This is a genomic window from Vibrio sp. 1-1(7), assembly GCF_013048485.1.
GTDB lineage: Bacteria > Pseudomonadota > Gammaproteobacteria > Enterobacterales > Vibrionaceae > Vibrio > Vibrio fujianensis.
In genome coordinates, this window is record NZ_VHSP01000001.1 from 1 (window position 1) to 21,688 (window position 21,688).

The 21,688-nt window shown below is 42.2% G+C and carries 21 protein-coding genes, 2 tRNA genes and 2 rRNA genes; 17 read left to right on the plus strand and 8 right to left on the minus strand.

What is annotated here, in order from left to right:
• The 5 genes from FKN05_RS00005 to nfsA all read left to right on the plus strand — a co-directional run.
• Window positions 1-92: ribosomal RNA gene (locus tag FKN05_RS00005) — 23S ribosomal RNA — on the plus strand; the annotation flags it as partial.
• A gap of 141 nt (window positions 93-233) precedes the next feature.
• Window positions 234-349: ribosomal RNA gene (rrf, locus tag FKN05_RS00010) — 5S ribosomal RNA — on the plus strand.
• Window positions 350-435: 86 nt separating this feature from the next.
• Window positions 436-512: transfer RNA gene (locus tag FKN05_RS00015), tRNA-Asp, on the plus strand.
• Between the two features lie 49 nt (window positions 513-561).
• Window positions 562-638 (plus strand) — tRNA-Trp (locus FKN05_RS00020).
• Between the two features lie 418 nt (window positions 639-1,056).
• Window positions 1,057-1,779, plus strand: a complete 723-nt coding sequence (nfsA, locus tag FKN05_RS00025) for an oxygen-insensitive NADPH nitroreductase (protein ID WP_099611655.1) — start codon at window positions 1,057-1,059, stop codon at window positions 1,777-1,779.
• Between the two features lie 44 nt (window positions 1,780-1,823).
• Here the strand turns inward: nfsA and FKN05_RS00030 are convergent, their stop codons facing one another.
• From FKN05_RS00030 to FKN05_RS00045, 4 genes are read right to left on the minus strand one after another with little or no spacing between them, the layout of a single operon-like run.
• The gene (locus FKN05_RS00030; protein WP_099611654.1) at window positions 1,824-3,209 is read right to left on the minus strand and encodes an AmpG family muropeptide MFS transporter; all 1,386 of its coding nucleotides are present in this window, start codon (window positions 3,207-3,209) and stop codon (window positions 1,824-1,826) included.
• Between the two features lie 49 nt (window positions 3,210-3,258).
• A complete protein-coding gene (locus tag FKN05_RS00035; RefSeq protein ID WP_099611653.1) occupies window positions 3,259-3,807 on the minus strand; it encodes a peptidylprolyl isomerase in 549 nt (182 codons plus the stop codon).
• On the minus strand, window positions 3,800-4,375 hold the full coding sequence (locus FKN05_RS00040; protein ID WP_099611652.1) for a YajG family lipoprotein: 576 nt from the start codon (window positions 4,373-4,375) through the stop codon (window positions 3,800-3,802). The genes FKN05_RS00035 and FKN05_RS00040 overlap by 8 nt, the downstream gene beginning before the upstream one ends.
• Before the next feature lie 44 nt (window positions 4,376-4,419).
• Window positions 4,420-5,553: a methyltransferase gene (locus tag FKN05_RS00045; protein ID WP_161427236.1), complete on the minus strand. Its 1,134-nt coding sequence runs from the start codon at window positions 5,551-5,553 to the stop codon at window positions 4,420-4,422.
• Window positions 5,554-5,696: 143 nt separating this feature from the next.
• Here FKN05_RS00045 and bolA point away from each other — a divergent pair, with 143 nt between their 5' ends.
• The 11 genes from bolA to FKN05_RS00100 all read left to right on the plus strand — a co-directional run bounded on the left by bolA (window position 5,697) and on the right by FKN05_RS00100 (window position 16,484).
• Window positions 5,697-6,008, plus strand: a complete 312-nt coding sequence (bolA, locus tag FKN05_RS00050) for a transcriptional regulator BolA (protein WP_099611650.1) — start codon at window positions 5,697-5,699, stop codon at window positions 6,006-6,008.
• Between the two features lie 520 nt (window positions 6,009-6,528).
• Complete coding sequence (locus FKN05_RS00055; protein WP_099611668.1) at window positions 6,529-7,869, plus strand: Na(+)-translocating NADH-quinone reductase subunit A; 1,341 nt, start codon at window positions 6,529-6,531, stop codon at window positions 7,867-7,869.
• 5 nt (window positions 7,870-7,874) lie between these two features.
• Entirely contained in the window at window positions 7,875-9,122 is a 1,248-nt protein-coding gene (locus tag FKN05_RS00060) for an NADH:ubiquinone reductase (Na(+)-transporting) subunit B (protein ID WP_161427619.1), read from the plus strand.
• Window positions 9,112-9,894 (plus strand): Na(+)-translocating NADH-quinone reductase subunit C, encoded by a 783-nt coding sequence (locus tag FKN05_RS00065; RefSeq protein WP_099611649.1) that lies wholly within the window; start codon window positions 9,112-9,114, stop codon window positions 9,892-9,894. The genes FKN05_RS00060 and FKN05_RS00065 overlap by 11 nt, the downstream gene beginning before the upstream one ends.
• Complete coding sequence (locus tag FKN05_RS00070; RefSeq protein ID WP_099611648.1) at window positions 9,894-10,526, plus strand: NADH:ubiquinone reductase (Na(+)-transporting) subunit D; 633 nt, start codon at window positions 9,894-9,896, stop codon at window positions 10,524-10,526. The genes FKN05_RS00065 and FKN05_RS00070 overlap by 1 nt, the downstream gene beginning before the upstream one ends.
• A gap of 7 nt (window positions 10,527-10,533) precedes the next feature.
• The gene (gene nqrE / locus FKN05_RS00075) at window positions 10,534-11,130 is read left to right on the plus strand and encodes an NADH:ubiquinone reductase (Na(+)-transporting) subunit E (protein ID WP_099611647.1); all 597 of its coding nucleotides are present in this window, start codon (window positions 10,534-10,536) and stop codon (window positions 11,128-11,130) included.
• Between the two features lie 33 nt (window positions 11,131-11,163).
• The gene (nqrF, locus tag FKN05_RS00080; protein WP_099611646.1) at window positions 11,164-12,390 is read left to right on the plus strand and encodes an NADH:ubiquinone reductase (Na(+)-transporting) subunit F; all 1,227 of its coding nucleotides are present in this window, start codon (window positions 11,164-11,166) and stop codon (window positions 12,388-12,390) included.
• Between the two features lie 148 nt (window positions 12,391-12,538).
• Window positions 12,539-13,555, plus strand: coding sequence for an FAD:protein FMN transferase (locus FKN05_RS00085; protein WP_170886544.1), 1,017 nt, complete (start codon window positions 12,539-12,541; stop codon window positions 13,553-13,555).
• A 9-nt stretch (window positions 13,556-13,564) separates the two neighbouring features.
• Window positions 13,565-13,798, plus strand: a complete 234-nt coding sequence (gene nqrM, locus FKN05_RS00090; RefSeq protein WP_099611644.1) for a (Na+)-NQR maturation NqrM — start codon at window positions 13,565-13,567, stop codon at window positions 13,796-13,798.
• Window positions 13,799-13,910: 112 nt separating this feature from the next.
• Window positions 13,911-14,972 (plus strand): DNA polymerase IV, encoded by a 1,062-nt coding sequence (gene dinB / locus FKN05_RS00095; RefSeq protein WP_272870133.1) that lies wholly within the window; start codon window positions 13,911-13,913, stop codon window positions 14,970-14,972.
• 156 nt (window positions 14,973-15,128) lie between these two features.
• Window positions 15,129-16,484 (plus strand): sodium-dependent transporter, encoded by a 1,356-nt coding sequence (locus tag FKN05_RS00100; protein ID WP_099611642.1) that lies wholly within the window; start codon window positions 15,129-15,131, stop codon window positions 16,482-16,484.
• A 54-nt stretch (window positions 16,485-16,538) separates the two neighbouring features.
• Here FKN05_RS00100 and FKN05_RS00105 read toward each other — a convergent pair whose 3' ends face one another.
• The 4 genes from FKN05_RS00105 to FKN05_RS00120 form a co-directional block, all read right to left on the minus strand.
• Window positions 16,539-17,636 (minus strand): succinylglutamate desuccinylase/aspartoacylase family protein, encoded by a 1,098-nt coding sequence (locus tag FKN05_RS00105; protein WP_099611641.1) that lies wholly within the window; start codon window positions 17,634-17,636, stop codon window positions 16,539-16,541.
• On the minus strand, window positions 17,596-18,501 hold the full coding sequence (gene rimK, locus FKN05_RS00110; protein ID WP_099611640.1) for a 30S ribosomal protein S6--L-glutamate ligase: 906 nt from the start codon (window positions 18,499-18,501) through the stop codon (window positions 17,596-17,598). Before rimK ends, FKN05_RS00105 begins: the two co-directional genes overlap by 41 nt.
• Complete coding sequence (locus FKN05_RS00115) at window positions 18,501-18,944, minus strand: ATP-dependent zinc protease family protein (protein WP_099611639.1); 444 nt, start codon at window positions 18,942-18,944, stop codon at window positions 18,501-18,503. The genes rimK and FKN05_RS00115 overlap by 1 nt, the downstream gene beginning before the upstream one ends.
• A gap of 575 nt (window positions 18,945-19,519) precedes the next feature.
• Window positions 19,520-20,992, minus strand: a complete 1,473-nt coding sequence (locus tag FKN05_RS00120) for an aminoacyl-histidine dipeptidase (RefSeq protein ID WP_099611638.1) — start codon at window positions 20,990-20,992, stop codon at window positions 19,520-19,522.
• Window positions 20,993-21,430: 438 nt separating this feature from the next.
• Here FKN05_RS00120 and vcdP point away from each other — a divergent pair, with 438 nt between their 5' ends.
• Complete coding sequence (vcdP, locus tag FKN05_RS16850; RefSeq protein WP_524540884.1) at window positions 21,431-21,520, plus strand: small protein VcdP; 90 nt, start codon at window positions 21,431-21,433, stop codon at window positions 21,518-21,520.
• The last annotated feature ends 168 nt before the right edge of the window (window positions 21,521-21,688 follow it).

Genomic DNA, 21,688 nt, shown 5'->3' on the forward strand with positions numbered 1-21,688 from the left:
GTTGTTCGAGACTAGAACGTTGATAGGCAGGGTGTGTAAGCGTTGTGAGGCGTTGAGCTAACCTGTACTAATAGCCCGTGAGGCTTAACCATACAACACCGAAGAGGTTTTGATGGGCTCAATTGAGCGCATTGAATGTGTAGAGAACGAAAACAGCTTTCCAGATTATTGAAAGATAAGGCTCTAGGCTCTAGGCCCTAGGTTCCTAGGAACTGTCTTTCAAACAAATTTTGCTTGGCGACCATAGCGTTTTGGACCCACCTGATCCCATGCCGAACTCAGCAGTGAAACGAAACAGCGTCGATGGTAGTGTGGGGTCTCCCCATGTGAGAGTAGAACATCGCCAGGCTTTAATACTTGTGTTTAGACTTAGCGTCTGAAAACAGAAACTCAATAAAGCAGCCAATTAGACTTTATCGAGTAACAAGACAATGTGGAGCGGTAGTTCAGTTGGTTAGAATACCGGCCTGTCACGCCGGGGGTCGCGGGTTCGAGTCCCGTCCGCTCCGCCATTCATAAAGAGCTTTGCTAAACAGCAAGGCTTTAGTTGTAAGATTATTTAGGGGTGTAGCTCCAATTGGCAGAGCAGCGGATTCCAAATCCGCGTGTTGGGAGTTCGAATCTCTCCACCCCTGCCATATTTTAAGAAGGTCTTAGTCATATGATTAAGACCTTTTTTGATCTAAAGCTAATAGCCTTAATTTCGGTTGGTTCCAAAGGGGCTGCTTGTATTGGCATCCAAAAAAATAAGCGTGTTGGAAATTCGAATCTCTCCCCCTTTTGCGCATCACAAAAATTTCGATAAAGATATTTTTTTATATGTTTATCCACTTGATATATTGAAGCATTTCCCTTGCTTCTATCGTTTGCTTGTTCTTTTTCTGTTATCATTTTGTTGTGTTGGAGGGTGATACCCCTCTTCTTTTGTTACGCAATATGGTCCGGTGTGGATAGGATATTGCGGGTTTATTAACGAGAGAAAAACCTCGCAGTATTAAGCCTATTTAATACTAGACCTAGACTATATTTCGCATAACTCAGGGTTGAAAATACATTATGAATAAGGTTATTGAAACGATCCAAGCGCATCGATCTATTCGTGCGTTTAAAGAGCAGCCGATCAGTCAGGAACAATTGGATAACATTATTGCTTCTGGTATTGCGGCTTCTTCTTCTAGCTTGATTCAAGCGATCTCCATCATTCGAGTAACGGATCAAAAAAAACGTGCACAGCTCGCTAAATTAGCAGGCCAGCAGCCTTATGTTGAGACTGCTGCTGAGTTTCTGATTTTTTGCATTGATTATCAGAGACATTATTCGATTAATAATGATGTTAAAGCTGAATTTATGGAGCTGGCTTTAATTGGAGCAATTGATGCTGGAATCATGGCACAAAACTGTTTACTTGCCGCCGAATCAATGCAGCTTGGAGGGGTTTATATTGGTGGCTTGAGAAATTCACCTAATGAGGTGGATGAGTTGTTGCAATTGCCGCCATATTCGGCCGTTTTATTTGGGTTATGTTTAGGTTATCCCGATCAAAATCCTGAATTGAAACCTCGTTTAAGTGCAAACGTTATTGTTCATGAAAATACTTACCAGCCATTAGATTTGAGGCAGATTAAACTTTATGATCAAAAAATGAGTCGCTACTATCAGTCTCGGTCGACGAATACAAAGCAGCAAGGATGGTCTGAGCAAATTTGTCGCAAGTTGAGTCAAGAGTCGAGACCTTTTATGCTCGATTACTTAAATAAAAAAGGGTTGGCCAAAAAATAGCGGTAAAAATCCGCCCCTCACTTTTCATGAAGAGAGGCGGTTTTTTATGATTCATTACCTTGTTCTGAAAAGGATTGCCGGTTCTTTCTTGCATTACTTAGCATATTGTTAAAGTAATGGCGTAACGAATACAGCATCAATAAGCTCGGAATAACCATTAATGCGGTTAAAATGAAAAATAATGGCCAGTTATCAAGGTATTCGGCTAGCTCACCACTGAAGGAGGCGAGCGTTGTTCTACTGAAGTTACCCAGAGAGGCGAGCAGGGCGTATTGTGTTGCAGAAAAGGCTTGGCCAGTCATGACTGTTAAAAATGATACAAATGCGACTGTTGAAAATGCAGTCGTGAAATTATCAACTAAAATAGTTGCGAGAAGAAGATGCTCATTAGGCCCTGTTTGAGCGATCCAAGCGAACATTAAATTACTGGCTGACATCGCAATGCCACCTATCATTAGGCCTCGCACAATACCAAAGCGAACATTAAACATACTGCCAACGAAAGTAAATAACATCGTAATGCCCCAACCAATCAATTTGGAATAATAACCGATCTGTTCATTACTAAAGCCAATATCTTTATAAAAAGCAATCGACATTCTACCCAAGAAGGCTTCACCTATCTTAAATAAAAAGACAAAAAGTAGCAGTGTGATTGCGACACGAGAGCCATTGCGACGAAAGAAATCAATAAAAGGTTCGAATAGAGTGACACTTAACCAACTAATTGCTTTAAAATGAACAACTTGGTTATGCCTCTCTTCTGCTTGTTTTTGTAGCTTATCTCTGTATGTTTTAGGCTCACTGACTAATACAGTAAATAGCATGAGTAGAATAATAACGGCGGCCATTCCGTAATAAACCATGTTCCAGCCAATATCATCGGCATTGATAAAAGCAAAGTAACCAGGAAGAGAGTATCCCGTCCACCAGCCAATGACGGCCATTGCTGATGCTTGCGGTAGCTTAGATTGTTCGGATTTTTGAAAAGTATCGATTCGAAAAGCATCAATGGCGATATCTTGCGTTGCCGAGGCAATTGCAATGCAGAGTGCCAGAATTGACATCGCAGCAAGGTTGCTGGTTGGGTTCATGCCAGCAATACATAAAGTGCAAATAAACACAAACAATTGGCAAAAGAGAATCCAACTTCGTCTTTGCCCTAAGCGTGCATGTAAAAAAGGTAATTTTACGCGATCAACTAATGGAGCCCATAAAAAATTAATCGCATAAACAGAAAATACACTACCAAAGTAGCCAATAGCGGCAAGAGTCAAGCCTGCATCTTTAAGCCACCCCGACATATTTGAGCCGATCAACACCCATGGAAAGCCGCTAGAGCAACCGAGCATAAAAACCCATAAAAGTCGGCGATCAAGATAACTTTTAAATGTTTGTGACCAAGTGAGAGAGTGAGCTTTGCTCGGCATGAAGCAACATCCTTATCAAGTTAGCCCTAATGCTTAGGGCTAATCAAGATTAATCAATGAGCGTTACTTTCGTAACAATAATCGGCGTGATCGGGACATCACTCATACGTCCCTTAGTGTGGGTAGGTTGGGTTGCCATATCTTGAATGGTACTGAATCCTTCAATAACCTCACCGAAAACAGCATACCCGTCTTGCCTTGTACTTGCATTGAGAAAATCATTATCGACAAGATTAATAAAAAATTGTCGGGTGGCTGAATCAGGATTAGTCGTTCGTGCCATTGCTACGGTTGCAGTATTATTTGCTAAACCGTTTCTCGCTTCGTTTTTGATGGGAGGGTAGCTCTCTTTGGGTACCATTTTTTCATCAAAACCACCACCTTGAACCATAAAGCCAGGAATGACTCGATGAAAAAGAGTACCAGTATAGCTACCATCTTTTACATATTTAAGGAAGTTAGCTGTTGTGAGTGGCGCTTGTTCCTGATTAAGCTCGATAACAAACTCACCTGATGAGGTTTCAAACTTCACTTTTGGCCCCGCCCAGAGATTGGTACTCATGACAGTCAAAATGAACAGTAGCCATTGCTTAGCCATGGAAACGTTCCTTCATATAATTTTTAAGCTCGTCATCATTTGCCATTTCTTTGAGAACCAAGTTAATGACATCGTTAAGTACTTTTTCTATATCTTGATTTGACGCGCTCAACGCAGCACTACGTTTAGCGGTGCCAGTATAACTTTTTATTAGCTTACCTTTTGGCGTTTCAGCTGTTACCTCAAGGGTTACTTTAGCATCCATTTCATTGGAGGTAATCGAGTGAACAACGTTAACGAGGAGCTCTTGAACCTCTAGAGTTAGGGTATTTTCACTGTTGACGGTTAAGCGAAAGCCTTGTGATGAAAACTGTTCTGATAACGCATTTTCAAGTGCAATACGCACATTTTGTTTAGGATGAATCGGTTCGATATTATTGCGTCCACTATCGACGAGAGCAACGTATTGTGCCGAACGGATGTCTTTACTTACTAAAGTAAACGCAGCGTTATCGACCACGGCACTATTACTTAGCGTCGGTTTAGGTATGAAGTTAATTTGTTCTTGCTGTGGTGCTGCACATGCGTTGAGTAGCATCATGGTTGCGACGATAACCAGTTTTTTCATGGTCAATTCCTTTCGTTAAGTCAATCGGTTTAATAGCGTCAGTCTTATTGCTTAATAGCCTGTAAGATAACAAATTTTGCATTACTAGCGACAGTTTTTACTTGGCTTTTACCAAATAGTCGTTTGAGTTTTATATCGTAGCCGAGATGACGATTGCCAATCACTAATAACTTTCCTTCTTGGTTAAGAACTCGTTTGGCATCGCAGAACATTTGCCAAGCAATATGATCGGTAATCGCTTGTTGCTGATGAAATGGAGGATTACAGACGATCAATTGAGTCGAATTATCCGCAAAACCATCTAAGCAATTATTGACTAAACATTCGAATTGTCGACCGGGTGCTAGGTTGTTGAGTAAGTTTAGCCTTGTAGACTCTACAGCCATGAAACTTTCATCGACACAGGTTAGTTGTACTTGTGGGTTTAGCTGTCCGAGTTTTACCGATAACACACCATTGCCGCATCCTAAATCAATGGCCGTGAGAAGAGTGTCATCACTCGGTAAATAATTGAGAAAAAAACGAGCACCTTGATCGAGCTTCTCTCCTGAGTAGACATTGGGTAAATTCGTGAGTTCAATTGGATGGTTCTCCACTTTCCAACAAGTGGTTGTCGAGGTGGGGAGGGCATGCTTGCTGTTAGCATAACTAAATATAAGGCGATGTTTTTTCCACGCTAAGGACGTTTTTGTTTGCCCTAAATATTGACTAAAAAGCTGTAGAGTTGAAGTATGAATCTCTTTGGCTTTATTAACAGCAATCACAGGACAATCACTCGATAGTGACTGTCTCAACTGGGTTAATTGCCAGACAAGGTGGCGGTTATTACGCGGTACTTGTATTAGCACTAAGTCAATATCAGAGGGGAGACTTCCCATTGTGTTGGTTAATGTGATTGAAGGGCATTGATTCGCCATTAAGTTTTGTTTGATCGCCTGATGAGCAATAAACGAATCGCTCATTACGGTTACTGTATGCGACTTTGAGAACCAACAGCTGAGCGCTCCAAAATGGTCATTGAGAATCAAAATATGCTGATTCGGAGGGAGCGATAACGACGCCACATGCGTAATTAAATATTCATCTCCTGCATCCCATGCTTGCAGGGTTTCATTACTTCGTTGTGGGAAGCGGTGCAAGGTCAAGGTTTGATCGTATAGCGTCAGCTCTGTTTTCATATTGAGGTTACTAGCATAATTTAATCACCTAACTATTGTCGCAAATGGTTGCAGAACAAGAAACCAAAACCTTTCCCTTATCGTTTTGCGCGAGTAAACTTATCCCTATCGAGTCATGAAACATTGTGTATTAAGGAAACGCCATGCTTCAAGAAGTCATTGAAACGAAATTGCATCATGCATTTCATCCACAATATTTGAAAGTCATTAATGAGAGTTACATGCACAATGTCCCAGCAGGCTCTGAAAGTCATTTTAAAGTGATTGTTGTCAGTTCTGATTTTGATGGATTACGATTGGTTGCTCGTCATCGTCAAGTCAATCAAGTTTTGCTGGACGAATTATCTACTCATATTCACGCATTAGCGATTCATACCTATACCCCACAGGAGTGGCGAGAACAACAAGATGGGGTGCCAGAAAGCCCAATGTGCATGGGAAATAATAACCAATAAAAAGGCAATATCCATGCTTAGTATCCTCGTTAGACATGTGCTACAGAGCGGTTTTTTTAACTAAATGTCTACAATTGCTTGTGATGAGTATCAGGGGAAACAGGTTTATGGTGACGTGAATCGCTGTGGCTATCGGTCATTCGAGTCAATGCTATTATCCATGATTTTGGTCGCGTATTTTTATTGTGCGATATGTCAAATTTATGATTATTAATTAATCCTGATGGTGTGTTTCTTGGTAAATAAAGCGAACGAAGCTGGGATTGGTCATGGCATCAAGTTCCCAAAAGATGTTAAACTACTGCACCTAATAAGTCTCATTATGAAAATGTGATGGGATTTTAAAAAGGATGTTGCGGTTTTGGTGTTAACACAACCAGAAGCGGACACTGTAATGTCGTGTCTAGAGTACAGTTAACGGTATTTTGGCTTACATCCTAAGCCCATAGTTATCCATTAATGTCTCGAATTTACGCAATGAAAGAATCTTTTTCCCGATAAAAAAGTAGTGCAAGTGCGTATGATTACAATAAAAAAGGGTTTGGACCTTCCTATTGCTGGAACTCCTGCCCAGGTGATTAATGACGGTGTTGCCGTCACAAAAGTCGCCTTGCTTGGCGAAGAGTACGTTGGTATGCGTCCTACGATGCATGTCCGCGTAGGTGATGAAGTAAAGAAAGCTCAAGTTCTTTTCGAAGATAAAAAGAACCCAGGTGTCCTATTTACTTCACCTGTCTGTGGCAAAGTTATTGAAGTTAACCGTGGCGCAAAGCGGGTCCTTCAATCTGTTGTGATTGAAGTGTCTGGCGATGAGCAAATAACGTTCAATAAGTTTGAAGCCAATCAGCTAGCGAGTTTGGACCGTGATGCGGTGAGAGCTCAGTTGGTTGAATCTGGTTTATGGACAGCATTGCGTACTCGTCCGTTTAGCAAGGTTCCCGCTATTGACTCCCATACTAAGGCGATTTTCGTTACTGCGATGGATACTAACCCATTAGCAGCCGATCCTAGTGTGATCATCAATGAGCAATCCGAAGCTTTTATTGCAGGTTTAGATGTGCTTTCTGCTTTGACAGAAGGCAAAGTGTATGTGTGTAAAAAAGGAACGAGTTTACCTCGCTCATCACAAAATAATGTTGAAGAACATGTTTTTGATGGCCCTCATCCTGCCGGTCTTGCTGGTACACATATGCATTTTCTTTACCCGGTTAATGCTGAAAATGTCGCATGGAGCATTAACTATCAAGATGTGATTGCATTCGGTAAGCTGTTTTTGACCGGTGAGCTGTATAATGAACGCATCGTTTCGTTAGCTGGCCCTGTAGTTAATCATCCTCGATTGCTACGCACCGTCATGGGGGCAAGTTTAGATGAGCTGACTAATAACGAATTGATGCCCGGTGAAGTTCGTATCATTTCAGGTTCTGTCTTGTCTGGCGTTCAAGCCTCGGGCCCTCATGCTTATCTGGGACGTTATCATCTTCAAGTCTCGGTCTTACGTGAAGGGCGAGAGAAAGAGTTTCTTGGCTGGGCGGCTCCTGGTAAGAATCGTTTTTCGGTTACGCGCTCTTTCCTCGGTCACTTATTCAAAGGACAGTTGTTCAATATGACAACCAGTACCAATGGTAGTGATCGTGCAATGGTACCGATTGGCAACTATGAAAAAATTATGCCGCTAGATATGGAGCCAACGTTGTTACTCCGTGATCTTTGTGCTGGGGATACCGATAACGCTCAACGTTTAGGTGTACTCGAACTGGATGAAGAAGATCTAGCATTATGTACCTTTGTATGTCCTGGCAAATATGAATACGGAGCTATCCTTCGTGAATGCCTCGACAAGATTGAGAAGGAAGGGTAATTTTCATGGGCCTTAAAAAGTTTCTTGAAGACATTGAGCATCATTTTGAACCCGGTGGTAAACATGAGAAGTGGTTTGCTCTATATGAAGCTGCTGCAACACTATTTTATACACCTGGTACAGTAACAAAGAAAAGCTCACACGTACGTGATAGCGTCGACTTAAAACGTATCATGATCATGGTTTGGTTCGCGGTATTTCCTGCGATGTTTTGGGGAATGTACAATGCCGGGGGCCAAGCTATTGCTGCACTGCAACATATGGCTTTATTAGGTCAGATTGATCTAGCTAGCACCGTTGCTGGTAATTGGCATTATTGGCTTACCGAGATGTTAGGCGGCAGCATAACTGGAGCGGGTTGGGGAACGAAGATGCTTTTAGGAGCAACCTATTTCCTTCCAATCTATGCGACAGTTTTTCTCGTCGGTGGTTTCTGGGAAGTGCTCTTCTGTATGGTGCGTAAGCATGAAGTGAACGAAGGCTTCTTTGTTACGTCTATCCTCTTTGCTCTTATCGTGCCCCCCACATTACCATTATGGCAAGCCGCTTTGGGTATCACCTTTGGTGTGGTTGTTGCGAAAGAGGTGTTTGGTGGTACGGGACGTAACTTCCTAAACCCAGCTTTGGCGGGACGTGCATTTTTATTCTTTGCCTATCCAGCTCAAATTTCTGGTGATTTAGTCTGGACTGCAGCAGATGGTTTTTCTGGGGCAACAGCACTTAGCCAATGGTCTCAAGGCGGAAGCGGTCAGTTGGTTAATGCTGCAACGGGACAAGCCATTACTTGGATGGATGCATTCATTGGTAATATTCCAGGTTCGATCGGTGAAGTTTCTACACTGGCATTAGCGATTGGGGCCGCTTTCATTGTTTACATGGGAATCGCATCTTGGCGCATTATTGCTGGGGTTATGATCGGTATGATTGCACTTGCTACATTATTTAATGTAGTGGGCTCAGACAGCAACGCCATGTTTAGTATGCCTTGGCATTGGCATCTGGTGTTAGGTGGCTTTGCTTTTGGTATGTTCTTTATGGCAACAGACCCCGTGTCTGCATCATTTACAAATAAAGGTAAATGGGCATATGGAATTTTGATCGGTGCAATGTGTGTGCTAATCCGAGTTGTCAACCCCGCATACCCTGAAGGCATGATGCTAGCGATTTTATTCGCTAACCTATTTGCTCCTCTTTTCGACCATCTCGTTGTCGAGAGAAACATCAAACGGAGACTAGCACGCTATGGCAAGTAGTAACGATAGCATTAAAAAGACCCTGTTTGTTGTTATTGCACTGAGCCTCGTGTGCTCGATCATTGTATCGGGAGCCGCGATAGGCTTACGTGAGAAACAGCAGATAAATGCACGTCTAGATAAGCAAAGCAAAATTATCGAGGTAGCAGGTATCGAAGCTTCTGGTTCAATACCAGAACTCTATACACAGTATATTGAACCTCGTTTAATTGACTTCAAAACGGGTAATTTTATAGAGCGGGCTGAAGATGGCTCAACCGCTGCTGATTTTGATCAGCGTAAAGCTGCCAAAACGGCCGATGAGTCAATCAAACTTCCTGCCGACCAAGACGTCGCAAAAATTATTCGTCGCTCCAACACCGGTATTGTTTATTTAGTGAAAGATGGCAATCAAGTATCGAGAGTGATCCTTCCGATTCATGGCAACGGTTTATGGTCGATGATGTATGCTTTTGTTGCGGTCGAAACCGATGGTAATACCGTGTCGGGGATTACTTATTACGATCAAGGTGAAACTCCTGGGTTGGGTGGTGAGGTTGAAAACCCATCTTGGCGTGCTCAATTTGTTGGTAAGCAATTATTTGATGAGAATCATAAACCCGCAATTAAAATTGTAAAAGGTGGTGCTCCAGAAGGTTCCCAACATGGTGTGGACGGTTTATCTGGTGCGACATTGACCAGCAACGGTGTACAAAATACCTTTGACTTCTGGTTGGGAGATATGGGTTTTGGTCCTTTCTTGGCAAAAGTTCGTGATGGAGGTCTTAACTAATGTCTAGTACTAAAGATCTTAAAAAGAGCATTCTCGCCCCAGTGTTAGACAATAACCCAATTGCCTTACAGGTATTGGGGGTTTGTTCTGCTCTAGCAGTAACCACCAAACTAGAAACAGCTTTTGTTATGACGTTAGCGGTTATGTTTGTAACGGCGCTGTCTAACTTTTTTGTTTCATTGATCCGTCATCATATCCCTAATAGCGTACGGATTATCGTACAAATGGCGATTATTGCTTCATTGGTTATCGTGGTTGACCAGTTTTTAAAAGCTTACCTGTACGATATTTCCAAGCAGTTATCGGTATTCGTTGGTTTGATTATTACTAACTGCATTGTTATGGGGCGCGCGGAAGCGTTTGCGATGAAGTCGGCACCAATTCCTTCTTTAATCGATGGTTTGGGTAATGGTTTGGGTTATGGTTTTGTTCTGATTACCGTCGGTTTTTTCCGCGAACTATTAGGCTCAGGCAAGCTATTTGGTTTGGAAGTTTTGCCGCTTATTAGCAATGGTGGTTGGTATCAACCTAATGGTTTGATGCTGCTTGCACCATCTGCATTCTTCCTAATTGGCTTCTTGATCTGGGCAATTCGTACGTTCAGACCAGAGCAAGTAGAAGCGAAGGAGTAAGATCGTAATGGAACATTATATTAGCCTGCTGGTTAAATCGATTTTTATCGAAAACATGGCTCTGTCTTTCTTCTTAGGAATGTGTACTTTCTTGGCGGTTTCTAAGAAAGTAAAAACCTCCTTTGGGTTGGGGATCGCAGTTGTTGTGGTACTAACTATTGCTGTACCCGTGAATAATCTTGTTTATAACCTGATTTTAAGAGAGAACGCTCTCGTTGAGGGGATTGACCTCAGTTTTCTTAACTTCATTACCTTTATCGGTGTCATCGCTGCCTTAGTACAGATCTTAGAAATGATTTTGGATCGTTTCTTTCCACCTCTGTATAACGCATTAGGTATTTTCCTACCGCTAATCACGGTGAACTGCGCCATCTTTGGTGGGGTTTCATTTATGGTGCAACGTGATTACAACTTCACAGAGTCGATTGTTTATGGCTTTGGTTCTGGCGTTGGTTGGATGCTGGCAATTGTTGCACTTGCGGGGATTCGTGAAAAAATGAAATATTCAGACGTTCCTCCTGGTTTACGTGGTTTAGGGATCACTTTTATCACGGTAGGGTTAATGGCGTTAGGCTTTATGTCTTTCTCTGGTGTTCAACTGTAAGTCGGGTAGGCCGCAACAATAAAGGAATAGTCAATGCTAAGTATTATTCTTGGTGTCGTGATGTTTACCATTATCGTACTTGCTTTGGTTTTAGTGATTTTATTTGCTAAATCAAAACTAGTACCAACAGGTGACATTACAATCTCAATTAATGGCGATCCTGAAAAAGCGATCGTGACACAGCCTGGTGGCAAACTACTCAGTGCCTTAGCGGGTGCCGGTGTATTCGTTTCATCTGCCTGTGGTGGTGGTGGCTCTTGTGGCCAGTGCCGAGTTAAAGTGAAATCAGGTGGTGGAGATATCCTTCCGACTGAACTTGATCACATTACTAAAGGTGAAGCCCGCGAAGGCGAACGTTTGGCATGTCAAGTTGCAGTGAAAACAGATATGGATCTTGAATTACCAGAAGAAATTTTTGGTGTGAAAAGATGGGAATGTGAAGTTATCTCCAATGATAATAAAGCCACCTTTATTAAGGAGCTTAAGTTACAAATTCCTGATGGTGAGTCTGTTCCATTCCGTGCCGGTGGTTATATTCAGATCGAAGCGCCTGCGCATCATGTTAAATATGCTGATTTCGATGTCCCTGAAGAGTATCGTGGTGATTGGGATAAGTTTAACTTATTCCGTTACGAGTCTAAGGTGGATGAAGATATTATTCGTGCGTACTCAATGGCTAACTATCCAGAAGAGTTTGGTATTATTATGCTTAACGTGCGAATTGCAACGCCTCCGCCAAACAACCCTGATGTACCACCCGGTCAAATGTCCTCTTATATTTGGTCGTTGAAGCCAGGTGATAAGTGCACGATCTCTGGTCCTTTTGGTGAATTCTTCGCTAAAGATACCGATGCAGAGATGGTCTTTATCGGTGGTGGTGCTGGTATGGCACCGATGCGTTCTCATATTTTTGATCAGCTTAAGCGTCTTAAATCTAAGCGTAAAATGTCATTCTGGTACGGTGCGCGTTCTAAACGTGAAATGTTCTATGTTGAAGATTTCGACATGCTACAAGCTGAAAACGACAACTTTGTTTGGCACTGTGCTTTGTCTGATCCGATGCCAGAAGATAATTGGGACGGTTACACTGGCTTTATTCATAATGTTTTATATGAACATTATCTTAAAGATCATGAAGCACCAGAAGATTGTGAGTTCTACATGTGTGGTCCACCGATGATGAATGCGGCCGTGATCAGCATGCTGAAAGATTTGGGTGTCGAAGATGAAAACATCCTACTTGATGACTTTGGTGGTTAAGCTACGATAAGCCTCATATCGATGGCTGGCTCTGATGAGTCAGCCATTATTTTTCCAATGTATAAACATATGAGTGAGAGAAAATAGGTGTATTAATGCTTGTACAATACACCTATGTTTTCATCACGGCTCCGAGAGGTATAAACACGTGAAAAAATGGCTTGTTGCATTAACAGCGTTATTGCTATTTTCTGGATGTGAGAAATCGATTGAACTGGTGCATTTATCTGGCCCGACAATGGGGACAACTTACAACATTAAGTATACTCAGCAAGCTGGCATTCCAGACTCATCCTTACTTCATAAAGAAATAGATCGTTTATTGGAGGAGGTGAATGATCAAATGTCGACTTATCGTGAAGATTCCGAACTGAGTCGATTTAATCGTTACCAAGGAAATGAACCATTTTCTGTTTCTAAACAAACTGCAATCGTTGTAAAAGAAGCCATACGGTTAAATACGCTCACACAAGGAGCATTAGATGTCACCGTTGGTCCATTAGTCAATCTGTGGGGATTTGGCCCTGAAGCACGTCGCGATATCGTGCCTAGTGAAGAAGATTTAGCGCAGCGTAAAGCGAAAACGGGAATCACACATTTATCGGTTGAGGGACATTCGCTGCAAAAAAATATTCCCGATCTGTATGTTGATCTATCGACCATTGCCAAAGGTTGGGGAGTGGATGTTGTTGCCGATTATATTGAGTCTCAAGGAATTGAAAACTATATGGTCGAGGTCGGTGGTGAAATCCGCTTAAAGGGGTTGAATCAGGATGGTGTGCCTTGGCGAATTGCGGTTGAAAAGCCGGATACAGACGAGCGGGCGGTACAAGAAATTATTGAGCCAGGCGATATGGCTATTGCCACCTCTGGGGATTACCGTAACTACTTTGAACGTGATGGTGTACGTTATTCTCATATTATTGATCCAAAGACAGGCTACCCTATTCATAACCATGTTGTTTCAGTTACGGTGTTGGATAAATCTAGTATGACAGCAGATGGTTTGGCGACCGGATTAATGGTGTTAGGGGAAGAAAAGGGAATGGCTATCGCTGAATTAAACCACATTCCAGTATTTATGATTGTAAAGACAGCCAATGGTTTTGAGGAATTAGCTTCCAGTGCATTTAAACCTTACCTTAATCGCCAACCGAATCAGTGAGTCAACACAATGAATACATTTCTAATTACTTTTGCCATCTTTGTTGCTGTGATTGCAGCAATGGCTGTGGGCTATATTTTTCAAAAGAAAGTCGTGAAAGGGAGCTGTGGAGGTTTAGGAGCGGTTGGTATCGATAAAGTTTGTAACTGTCCTGAGCCTTGTGATGCTCGTAAAAAACGGGAAGCTCGAGAAGCGATTCGTGCTGAGCGTATTGCGGCGTGGGAAAAAGATCGTATAGCATGAGCAATTGCTAAGATCTTGGCTTCGGTTGGGATTATTTTCTGCTGCTGACTTTGCAAAATAGAGGAATGTTTATATACTGTTTTTTTAAACAGTATTTCTTTAGGGGGCAGAGCTGAATAGAAAGATTATCCATATCGATATGGACTGTTTCTATGCTGCCGTAGAAATGCGTGATAATCCGCAGTATCGTGGTCACCCCATCGCGGTTGGTGGTCATGAAAAGCAGCGTGGCGTTATTAGTACTTGTAACTATGAGGCGCGAGCATTTGGTATTCGCTCAGCAATGCCAACCGCACAGGCTATCAAACTATGCCCCCATCTACTGGTTATCCCTAGCCGTATGCCAGTTTATCAGGCTATTTCTCGCCAAATTCACGCTATTTTCCGTCGTTATACTGAGATCATTGAGCCTTTATCGCTTGATGAAGCTTTTCTTGATGTGAGCAATACAACGATATGCCATGGCAGCGCAACGTTAATTGCAGAGGCTATTCGCCGAGATATCAGCAATGAATTACAATTGACCGCATCGGCAGGGGTCGCTCCAGTCAAATTTTTAGCCAAAGTCGCTTCGGATATCAATAAACCCAACGGTATCTATGTGATTACACCTGATATTGTGCAAGATGTGGTGGATAAACTACCATTGGGAAAAATTCCCGGAGTAGGTAAAGTGAGCTTGGCCAAGCTTAACCAAGCTGGTTTTTTTCTGTGTCAAGATATTAAACACAGCAATTATCGAGAATTATTACGTCATTTTGGTCGTTTAGGTGCCTCTTTATGGAACAAAAGCCATGGTATCGATAATCGACCAGTGGTGACTGAACGTGAGCGTAAATCTGTGGGGGTTGAACGGACTTTCAGTGAAAATATTGCCACTTATGATCAATGTTGGCAGGTTATTGAGCACTATTTATATCCAGAATTAGATAGTCGACTGACCAAAGCCTCTCCTCAAAGGAGGATTATCAAGCAGGGGATCAAAGTAAAATTTGCCGATTTTCAGTTGACGACCATAGAACATGGTTCTTCACAGCTCGAATTAGAAGATTTTAAAACATTATTGGCGGAAGTGCTGACGCGACAAAAGGGAAGAGAAATTCGCTTATTAGGTTTGCACGTGATGCTAAAACCCCTTCAACCTTTCCAGCAATTAAGCTTTTTATCTTTTTAGGCTATCTTTTCGGCATCTCAATTATTTTATTGCATTAAAATTAGGTGTTACGGTATTTTTTTTGATTCTTTTAGCAAAGTATTTCATTAACGATTGTTAAATCTATATATTTCCATTATTGTACTAGCCTACTAGTTTGATGATGTGTGAGTGGTTATGACACAAAATAGTTCTCGTGAAACGTTTGGCTCACGCCTTGGCTTTATTTTAGCCGCTGCGGGCGCGGCTGTTGGGCTTGGTAATATTTGGGGGTTTCCGACTCAAGCAGCCAGTAACGGTGGCGGTGCTTTTCTATTAGTGTATCTAATTTTGATTTTTATCGTTGCCTTTCCCATGTTAGTGGTAGAGATGGCAATTGGACGCTCAGGTCAAGCAAACCCGGTCGATAGTATGCGCTCATTAACGGGCCATACGTTTGGAAAAAAAATAGGCGCTTTAGTGGGTTGGATTGGTTTGAGTGTTCCTAGCACGGTATTGGCTTTTTATAGTATTGTCGGTGGGTGGATCATTTGCTTCTTATTTGCCGCATTTACCGACTTATTGGGATTTGAATCAGCTAGCCTATGGTTAAAAGGATTCTCGGTTGAACGCAACTTATTCGGTACTCTAATCTTCTATCTTTTGACGATTTTGATTGTTCGTGGTGGGGTCAAGCACGGTATTGAAAAGTGGTCGACACGTCTTATGCCTGCCTTATTTGTGCTGTTTGGTATTTTATTTATTTACATCATGATGCAACAAGGTGCGATGGATGGTTTGAAGCATTATCTTATCCCAGACTTTGAAAAAATCTGGGATAGAAAGCTGATTTTAGCCGCAATGGGACAAGGCTTTTTTTCTTTAACGATTGGTGGTTGCTCGATGTTAATTTATGGTTCTTACCTGAGTAAGAAAGAAAACCTACCTAAAATGGCAATGAATGTAACTTTGGTTGATACCAGCGTCGCTTTTATTGCTGGCCTTGTTGTGATGCCTGCGATGTTTGTTGCAATGAATAAAGGGGTTGAAATTTATGCACAAGACGGGTCATTACTCAGTTCCGATACCTTGGTATTTACTGTATTACCGATGATGTTTGATAGTTTAGGGTTACTGGGGCAATTATTTGCTGCGGTTTTCTTTTTGCTATTAACGATTGCGGCATTAACTTCATCGATTTCTATGCTTGAGTGTCCCGTGGCTTTGGTAAGTGAACGTTTGAATACCTCACGAGGCGCGACCAGTTGGGTTCTTGGCGGTGTGATTGCGTTATTTAGCGTTGTTATCGTGTACAATTTTGCAAGCTTATTTGGCTTGGTAGCGATGGCGGCGACACAATATTTACAACCGACAGCGGCATTAATGTTTTGTTTATTTGGTGGTTGGGTATGGAGCCGTAATGGTAAATTTAAAGAGCTGCAACAAGGTTATCCTGAATTTTCTCAAAGTTTATTTGCGAAAATCTGGCCAGGTTATGTTCGCTTTGTGTGTCCGATTTTAGTGGCTACGGTCATTTGGGCTTCGTTTGCTTAATTTGTCTAGTCTATAGTCAAGCCCTTGAGGAATATAAACCAAGGGCTTTTTGTATTAAGCAGGAGAAGGGGGCATAATTTGCCCTGTGGTTAGCGGTTCTAAATCAGTATCGATAACTTCTTCAATAAAATCTCCTACGACTTGCTCAACCATCTCATCACTTTGTTTAAAGTAAGCCAGATGAAAAATCGCATCCCCTTCATTAACGAGAGGCAAGGTTTGCTGGCCGATGACTATTCCACCTTTATTGGCGGTAATTTCTATCTCTACATTACCTAATGGAGAGTTGATATAAGCCAGTGTTTGTCCTTTTTCTACTTTATCACCCAGAGAAACGACGGTACGTAAGATGCCATCGGCTTCTGCTCGTTGCCAACTGGTCGATTTTGCAATGACAGAGCTCGGTACCTGTTTTCTGCTAGGGCGAAGCATGCCGATTGCTTGCATGACTCGTTTTACTCCGACGATGCCTGCGCTAATGGCAATCGGTTCAAAGCGTAGCGCCTCGCCTGCTTCATAGGTTAAGACAGTAATACCGGCTTTTTCCGCTTCGCTGCGTAGCGATCCGTTACGCAGCGGAGAATCGATAATGACAGGTGTAGCAAAAGCTTGAGCCACTCGTAAGGTTTCAGGGTTACTGAGATCGGCACGTATTTGTGGCAAGTTTGTTCGATGGATAGCCCCAGTGTGTAAATCAATGATGTAATCGCAATTCAGGGCAACTTGAGAGAAAAATGTGTGAGCCATACGAGAGGCTAATGAGCCTTTTTCACTACCGGGGAAACAGCGGTTGAGATCTCGCCTATCGGGTAAGTAACGAGATTTATGGATGAAACCAAATACGTTCACAATCGGAACGCTGATGAGTGTTCCCCTTAACTTCGTTGGATCAATCGTGTTAATCAGCTGGCGAACAATTTCGACGCCGTTAAGTTCGTCACCATGAATGGCGGCGTTTACCATCAAAATTGGGCCAGCAAACGCGCCATTAATAATTTCAATCGGGATGGATAATGGAGAGTGGGTATATAGTTTGGCCGCTTCAAGCTCGATGACTCGTTTCGTCGCTGGGAGAATGACTTCCCCCAGAAATGAATACGCGGAATTACGATTAACCTTTGCCACGTGTTTTGGTCCTTCTACTGGCTGCATTTTTTTCAATAAACTCGACAATCATTCCAGCAATGTCTTTGCCTGTGGCTGCTTCAATGCCTTCGAGGCCCGGGGAGGAATTGACTTCCATGACTAAAGGGCCTCGCTCTGAACGAAGGAGGTCGACACCCGCAACATTCAACCCCATCACTTTAGCAGCATCAATCGCTGTTTTACGTTCTTGGGGGGTGATTTTTACCAGTGATGCTGTGCCACCACGATGTAAATTGGAACGAAATTCACCTTCTGCGCCTTGGCGTTTCATGGCTGCGATGACTTTATCACCAATGACAAAACAACGAATGTCAGCACCACCCGCTTCTTTGATGTATTCCTGAACCATGATATTTGCTTTTAGCCCCATAAATGCTTCGATGACACTCTCTGCAGCTTTACGGGTTTCTGCTAGCACGACACCGATACCTTGTGTTCCTTCCAGTAATTTGATCACAACCGGAGCACCACCAACCATCTCGAGTAAATCTTTTACATCATCCGGTTTGCTCGCAAACCCGGTGATCGGCATACCAATCCCTTTGCGAGATAATAGCTGCATAGAACGCAATTTATCTCGAGAGCGACTGATAGCGACCGACTCATTGATCGGGTACACCCCCATCATTTCAAATTGCCGTAGCACGGCTGTACCGTAAAAAGTGACAGAAGCACCAATACGAGGGATAACCGCATCAAAACCTGAAAGTTTCTCACCTTTAAAATGGATCTCTGGTTGTTCTGAGTTGATATTCATATAACAGCGTAAAGCATCGATAACTTTGACTTCATGCCCGCGTTGTTTGCATGCTTCAATTAAACGTTTGGTTGAATACAATGAAGCGTTACGCGACAGAATACCAATTTTCATTATTTTGGCTCCTCGAAAGGGATTAAAAAGGATTGGGTTGGATCAACCATGATTCGATGATGCATAGCCGTTCGGCCTAATAACATTCGAAATGCCATATTTTCACGATTTGTCAGGGTTATTTCTATCGGCCAAGTATGCCCCCCAAGAGAAACTTCTGACTCGATCACATAGCGAGACTCTTCATGTCCTCCTGAATCTCGAACAATCCGCTCATCAATCACTTTAGCTTCACAGACCGTCACTTCTTCAGTGTTATGTTGTAGTGGATGAATCCAAAAACGTACCCAAGCGGCATTTTCTTTAGTAAATGGCTCCACTTGAAAAGTGTGAAGACAAGAAGTCCGGGCTCCAGTATCGATTTTGGCTTTTATTTTTCCAATACCTAATCTAGGAAGGCTTACTATTTCACGCCATCCTACAATCATTTTTTCTTCGTTCATGGTTATTTCATTTATGTTGAGCATAATACCCTTCCTACTTGAATCTGCAGGGGTGTTGGCTGCGTTCGTTCATCCCAATCACATAGCCTGTCTATGCTGATGGGGATGATGAGAGCCATCTGTGGCTCTCATCAAAGGCGAGCCTACGGCTGTTCAAATTTGTTCCAGACAATTTGTCACTCACTTGCCGCCTACCTGCAACAGCAAGTTGTTTGGGTATAGTGGACACGATTCTGAATTTGGCTATATCAAGAGAAGAAATATCATCGCTCATGACATTGGCTATGCAGTTATCGCTTGAATCGAGTCGGGTGAATAACTCAGGAGAAATTCAAGGACGCGAACTCTAGCAGTAGACCGTGGGTATCGCTAATGAATAAAATTTTTCGTATCGATAAAAAAATGCTTTTGGCCGACCCTTTTGGGTCGTGTTTGTGGCTCTTTTTACCGGATTATCGGCTTATCATGTAGAGTAACTACATGATAAGCTTCTGTCTTGTATAAATAAGCCACAAGTTGTTGTAAAAATTAGCTCAAAAGGTCAACAACCCCCTAGGTTCGCTTGACCATTAACTTTAGGCTTTGGTTGGAATATTTTCCAGTAAAGCGATCATTTGTTGCCAGAAGAGCGCTACGGTATCAATTTTCACTTTTTCATCGGGAGAGTGAGGGAATTTGATGGTTGGACCAAAAGAGAGCATATCCATATTGGGATAAGGTTTTTTGAATAACCCGCATTCAAGCCCAGCATGAATAACCATGATATTGGGTTTATGCCCATAGAGGTCTTGGTACATATCACGGAAAATGTGCATGATTTCTGAATCCGCATCAGGTTTCCAACCAGGGTAAGCTCCCGAGAAGGTGATGTTTGCTTCAGCCAGTTGCGCAATTGATGAAAGCATACTTTGTACTTGGCTCCGGCCTGAGTCAATCAGTGAGCGAATGAGGCAGAGAACGTTAACCTGCTTTTCTTCAGTTGTGATTACGCCGACATTCAGGGAGGTTTCTACCACGCCTTCAATGTCATCACTCATGCGAATAACCCCGTTAGGACACGCGTTAAGTGCTGCTATAACACGTTGCTGGCACGGTAAAGTAAAAACTTGATGAGTGGTTTCAATCGCCTGATTTAACGTAATGATGGTTGTTTCAACTTGACCTAATTCTGAGGTTAATAACTCGCGATATTGTGTGAAGGTTTCATCGAGTTGATTAACTTTTTCGGCGGGAACGGCAACAGTGACAAATGCTTCACGAGGAATGGCATTACGCAGGCTGCCCCCACGAAACTCGATCAAACGAAGATCTAACGCATGTCCATGCTCAGCTATAAAGCGAGCCAATAGTTTATTGGCATTACCCCGGCCAGTATGAATATCACAACCAGAGTGACCACCTTTTAGTCCTTTCAGTGTCAGTTGGCGAGTCACAAATCCAGTCGGTTGTTCTTCACGTTGAATATCAAAACTAAAGGCCGCATCGACACCACCGGCACAGCCCATATAGACTTCACCTTCTTGTTCTGAATCGGTATTTAGAAGAATGTCTCCCTCTAACCAACCCGCTTGTAGGCCAAAAGCTCCGGTCATTCCCGCTTCTTCATCAATGGTTAGTAACACTTCAAGTGGACCATGTTTGATATCATTCGAGGCCAGTACTGCCAAACAGGTTGCCATACCAATACCATTATCAGCACCGAGTGTGGTTCCTTTCGCAGTTACCCACTCACCGTCAATATAAGGTTGAATGGGATCTTGCGTAAAATCATGCTCTGTGTCTTCATTTTTCTGCGGCACCATATCAATATGAGCTTGGAGTACCACCCCTTTCTTATGTTCCATACCTGATGTTGCTGGCTTTTTAATAAACACGTTTCCTGTCGGATCTTGACGAACGTTAAAGCCTTGCTGGGTCGCCCAATCAATGATGAATTGCACAAGAGCTTGTTCATGTTTAGATGGATGAGGGATGGAACAAATTTTATCAAAAAATTGCCATACAGGGCTTGGTGATAATTTACTGATTTCAGAGTGGAATTCAGACACAAGTGACTCCTTTTATGTAAATTTCCCCGATTATTATTAGGTTTTTTCCCCTATTTTAGATAGATAGGCTGTAATCGGGCTATGACATAGTAACCTGAAACAGCATACCACTATGTCTGTGGTGGGAGTAGCGCCTTTGGTGATCAATTCTGCTTTTGTTGTTTTCACTAACGTCATATCGAAGTCAGAGAAGTATAAGACAGCGGTATGTGTCTTATTGTTTATTCTGTAATTAAATTACCATTTGTGGCGTTTTTTTTGCCAGTTTTTACTTTTATGTGATTTTTATCACTAAATCTATTGTAATAAAATTTCTTTGTAGTATATTTATAACCAACTTCGCGAGTGAAGACAAAATGCTCAAAGGATGAGTCCGATTTATCGCCTCCAAGGAACTGAGAAATCAATAAACAATGTTTGATTTTAATGGTGATAGTTATGAATAAAGGTTTATCGTCTGTAATGTTCTGGAATAATAACGCTGTGTTTACTAGTAACTTTACATACCCTTCAAGCTTTGGTTACTAAATTTAAGCTTGTATCTTGAACAGTTTTGTTCACCCCTATATTGGAATTTATTGTTAATCGTATTTGATTCGTATAATTCACCGCCACCTATCATTAGGTGGCGTTTTTTTATCCTAAAAATGCGTGCATTCTTACTTATTGCATTTAATTCCGTATGGAATTTATTGG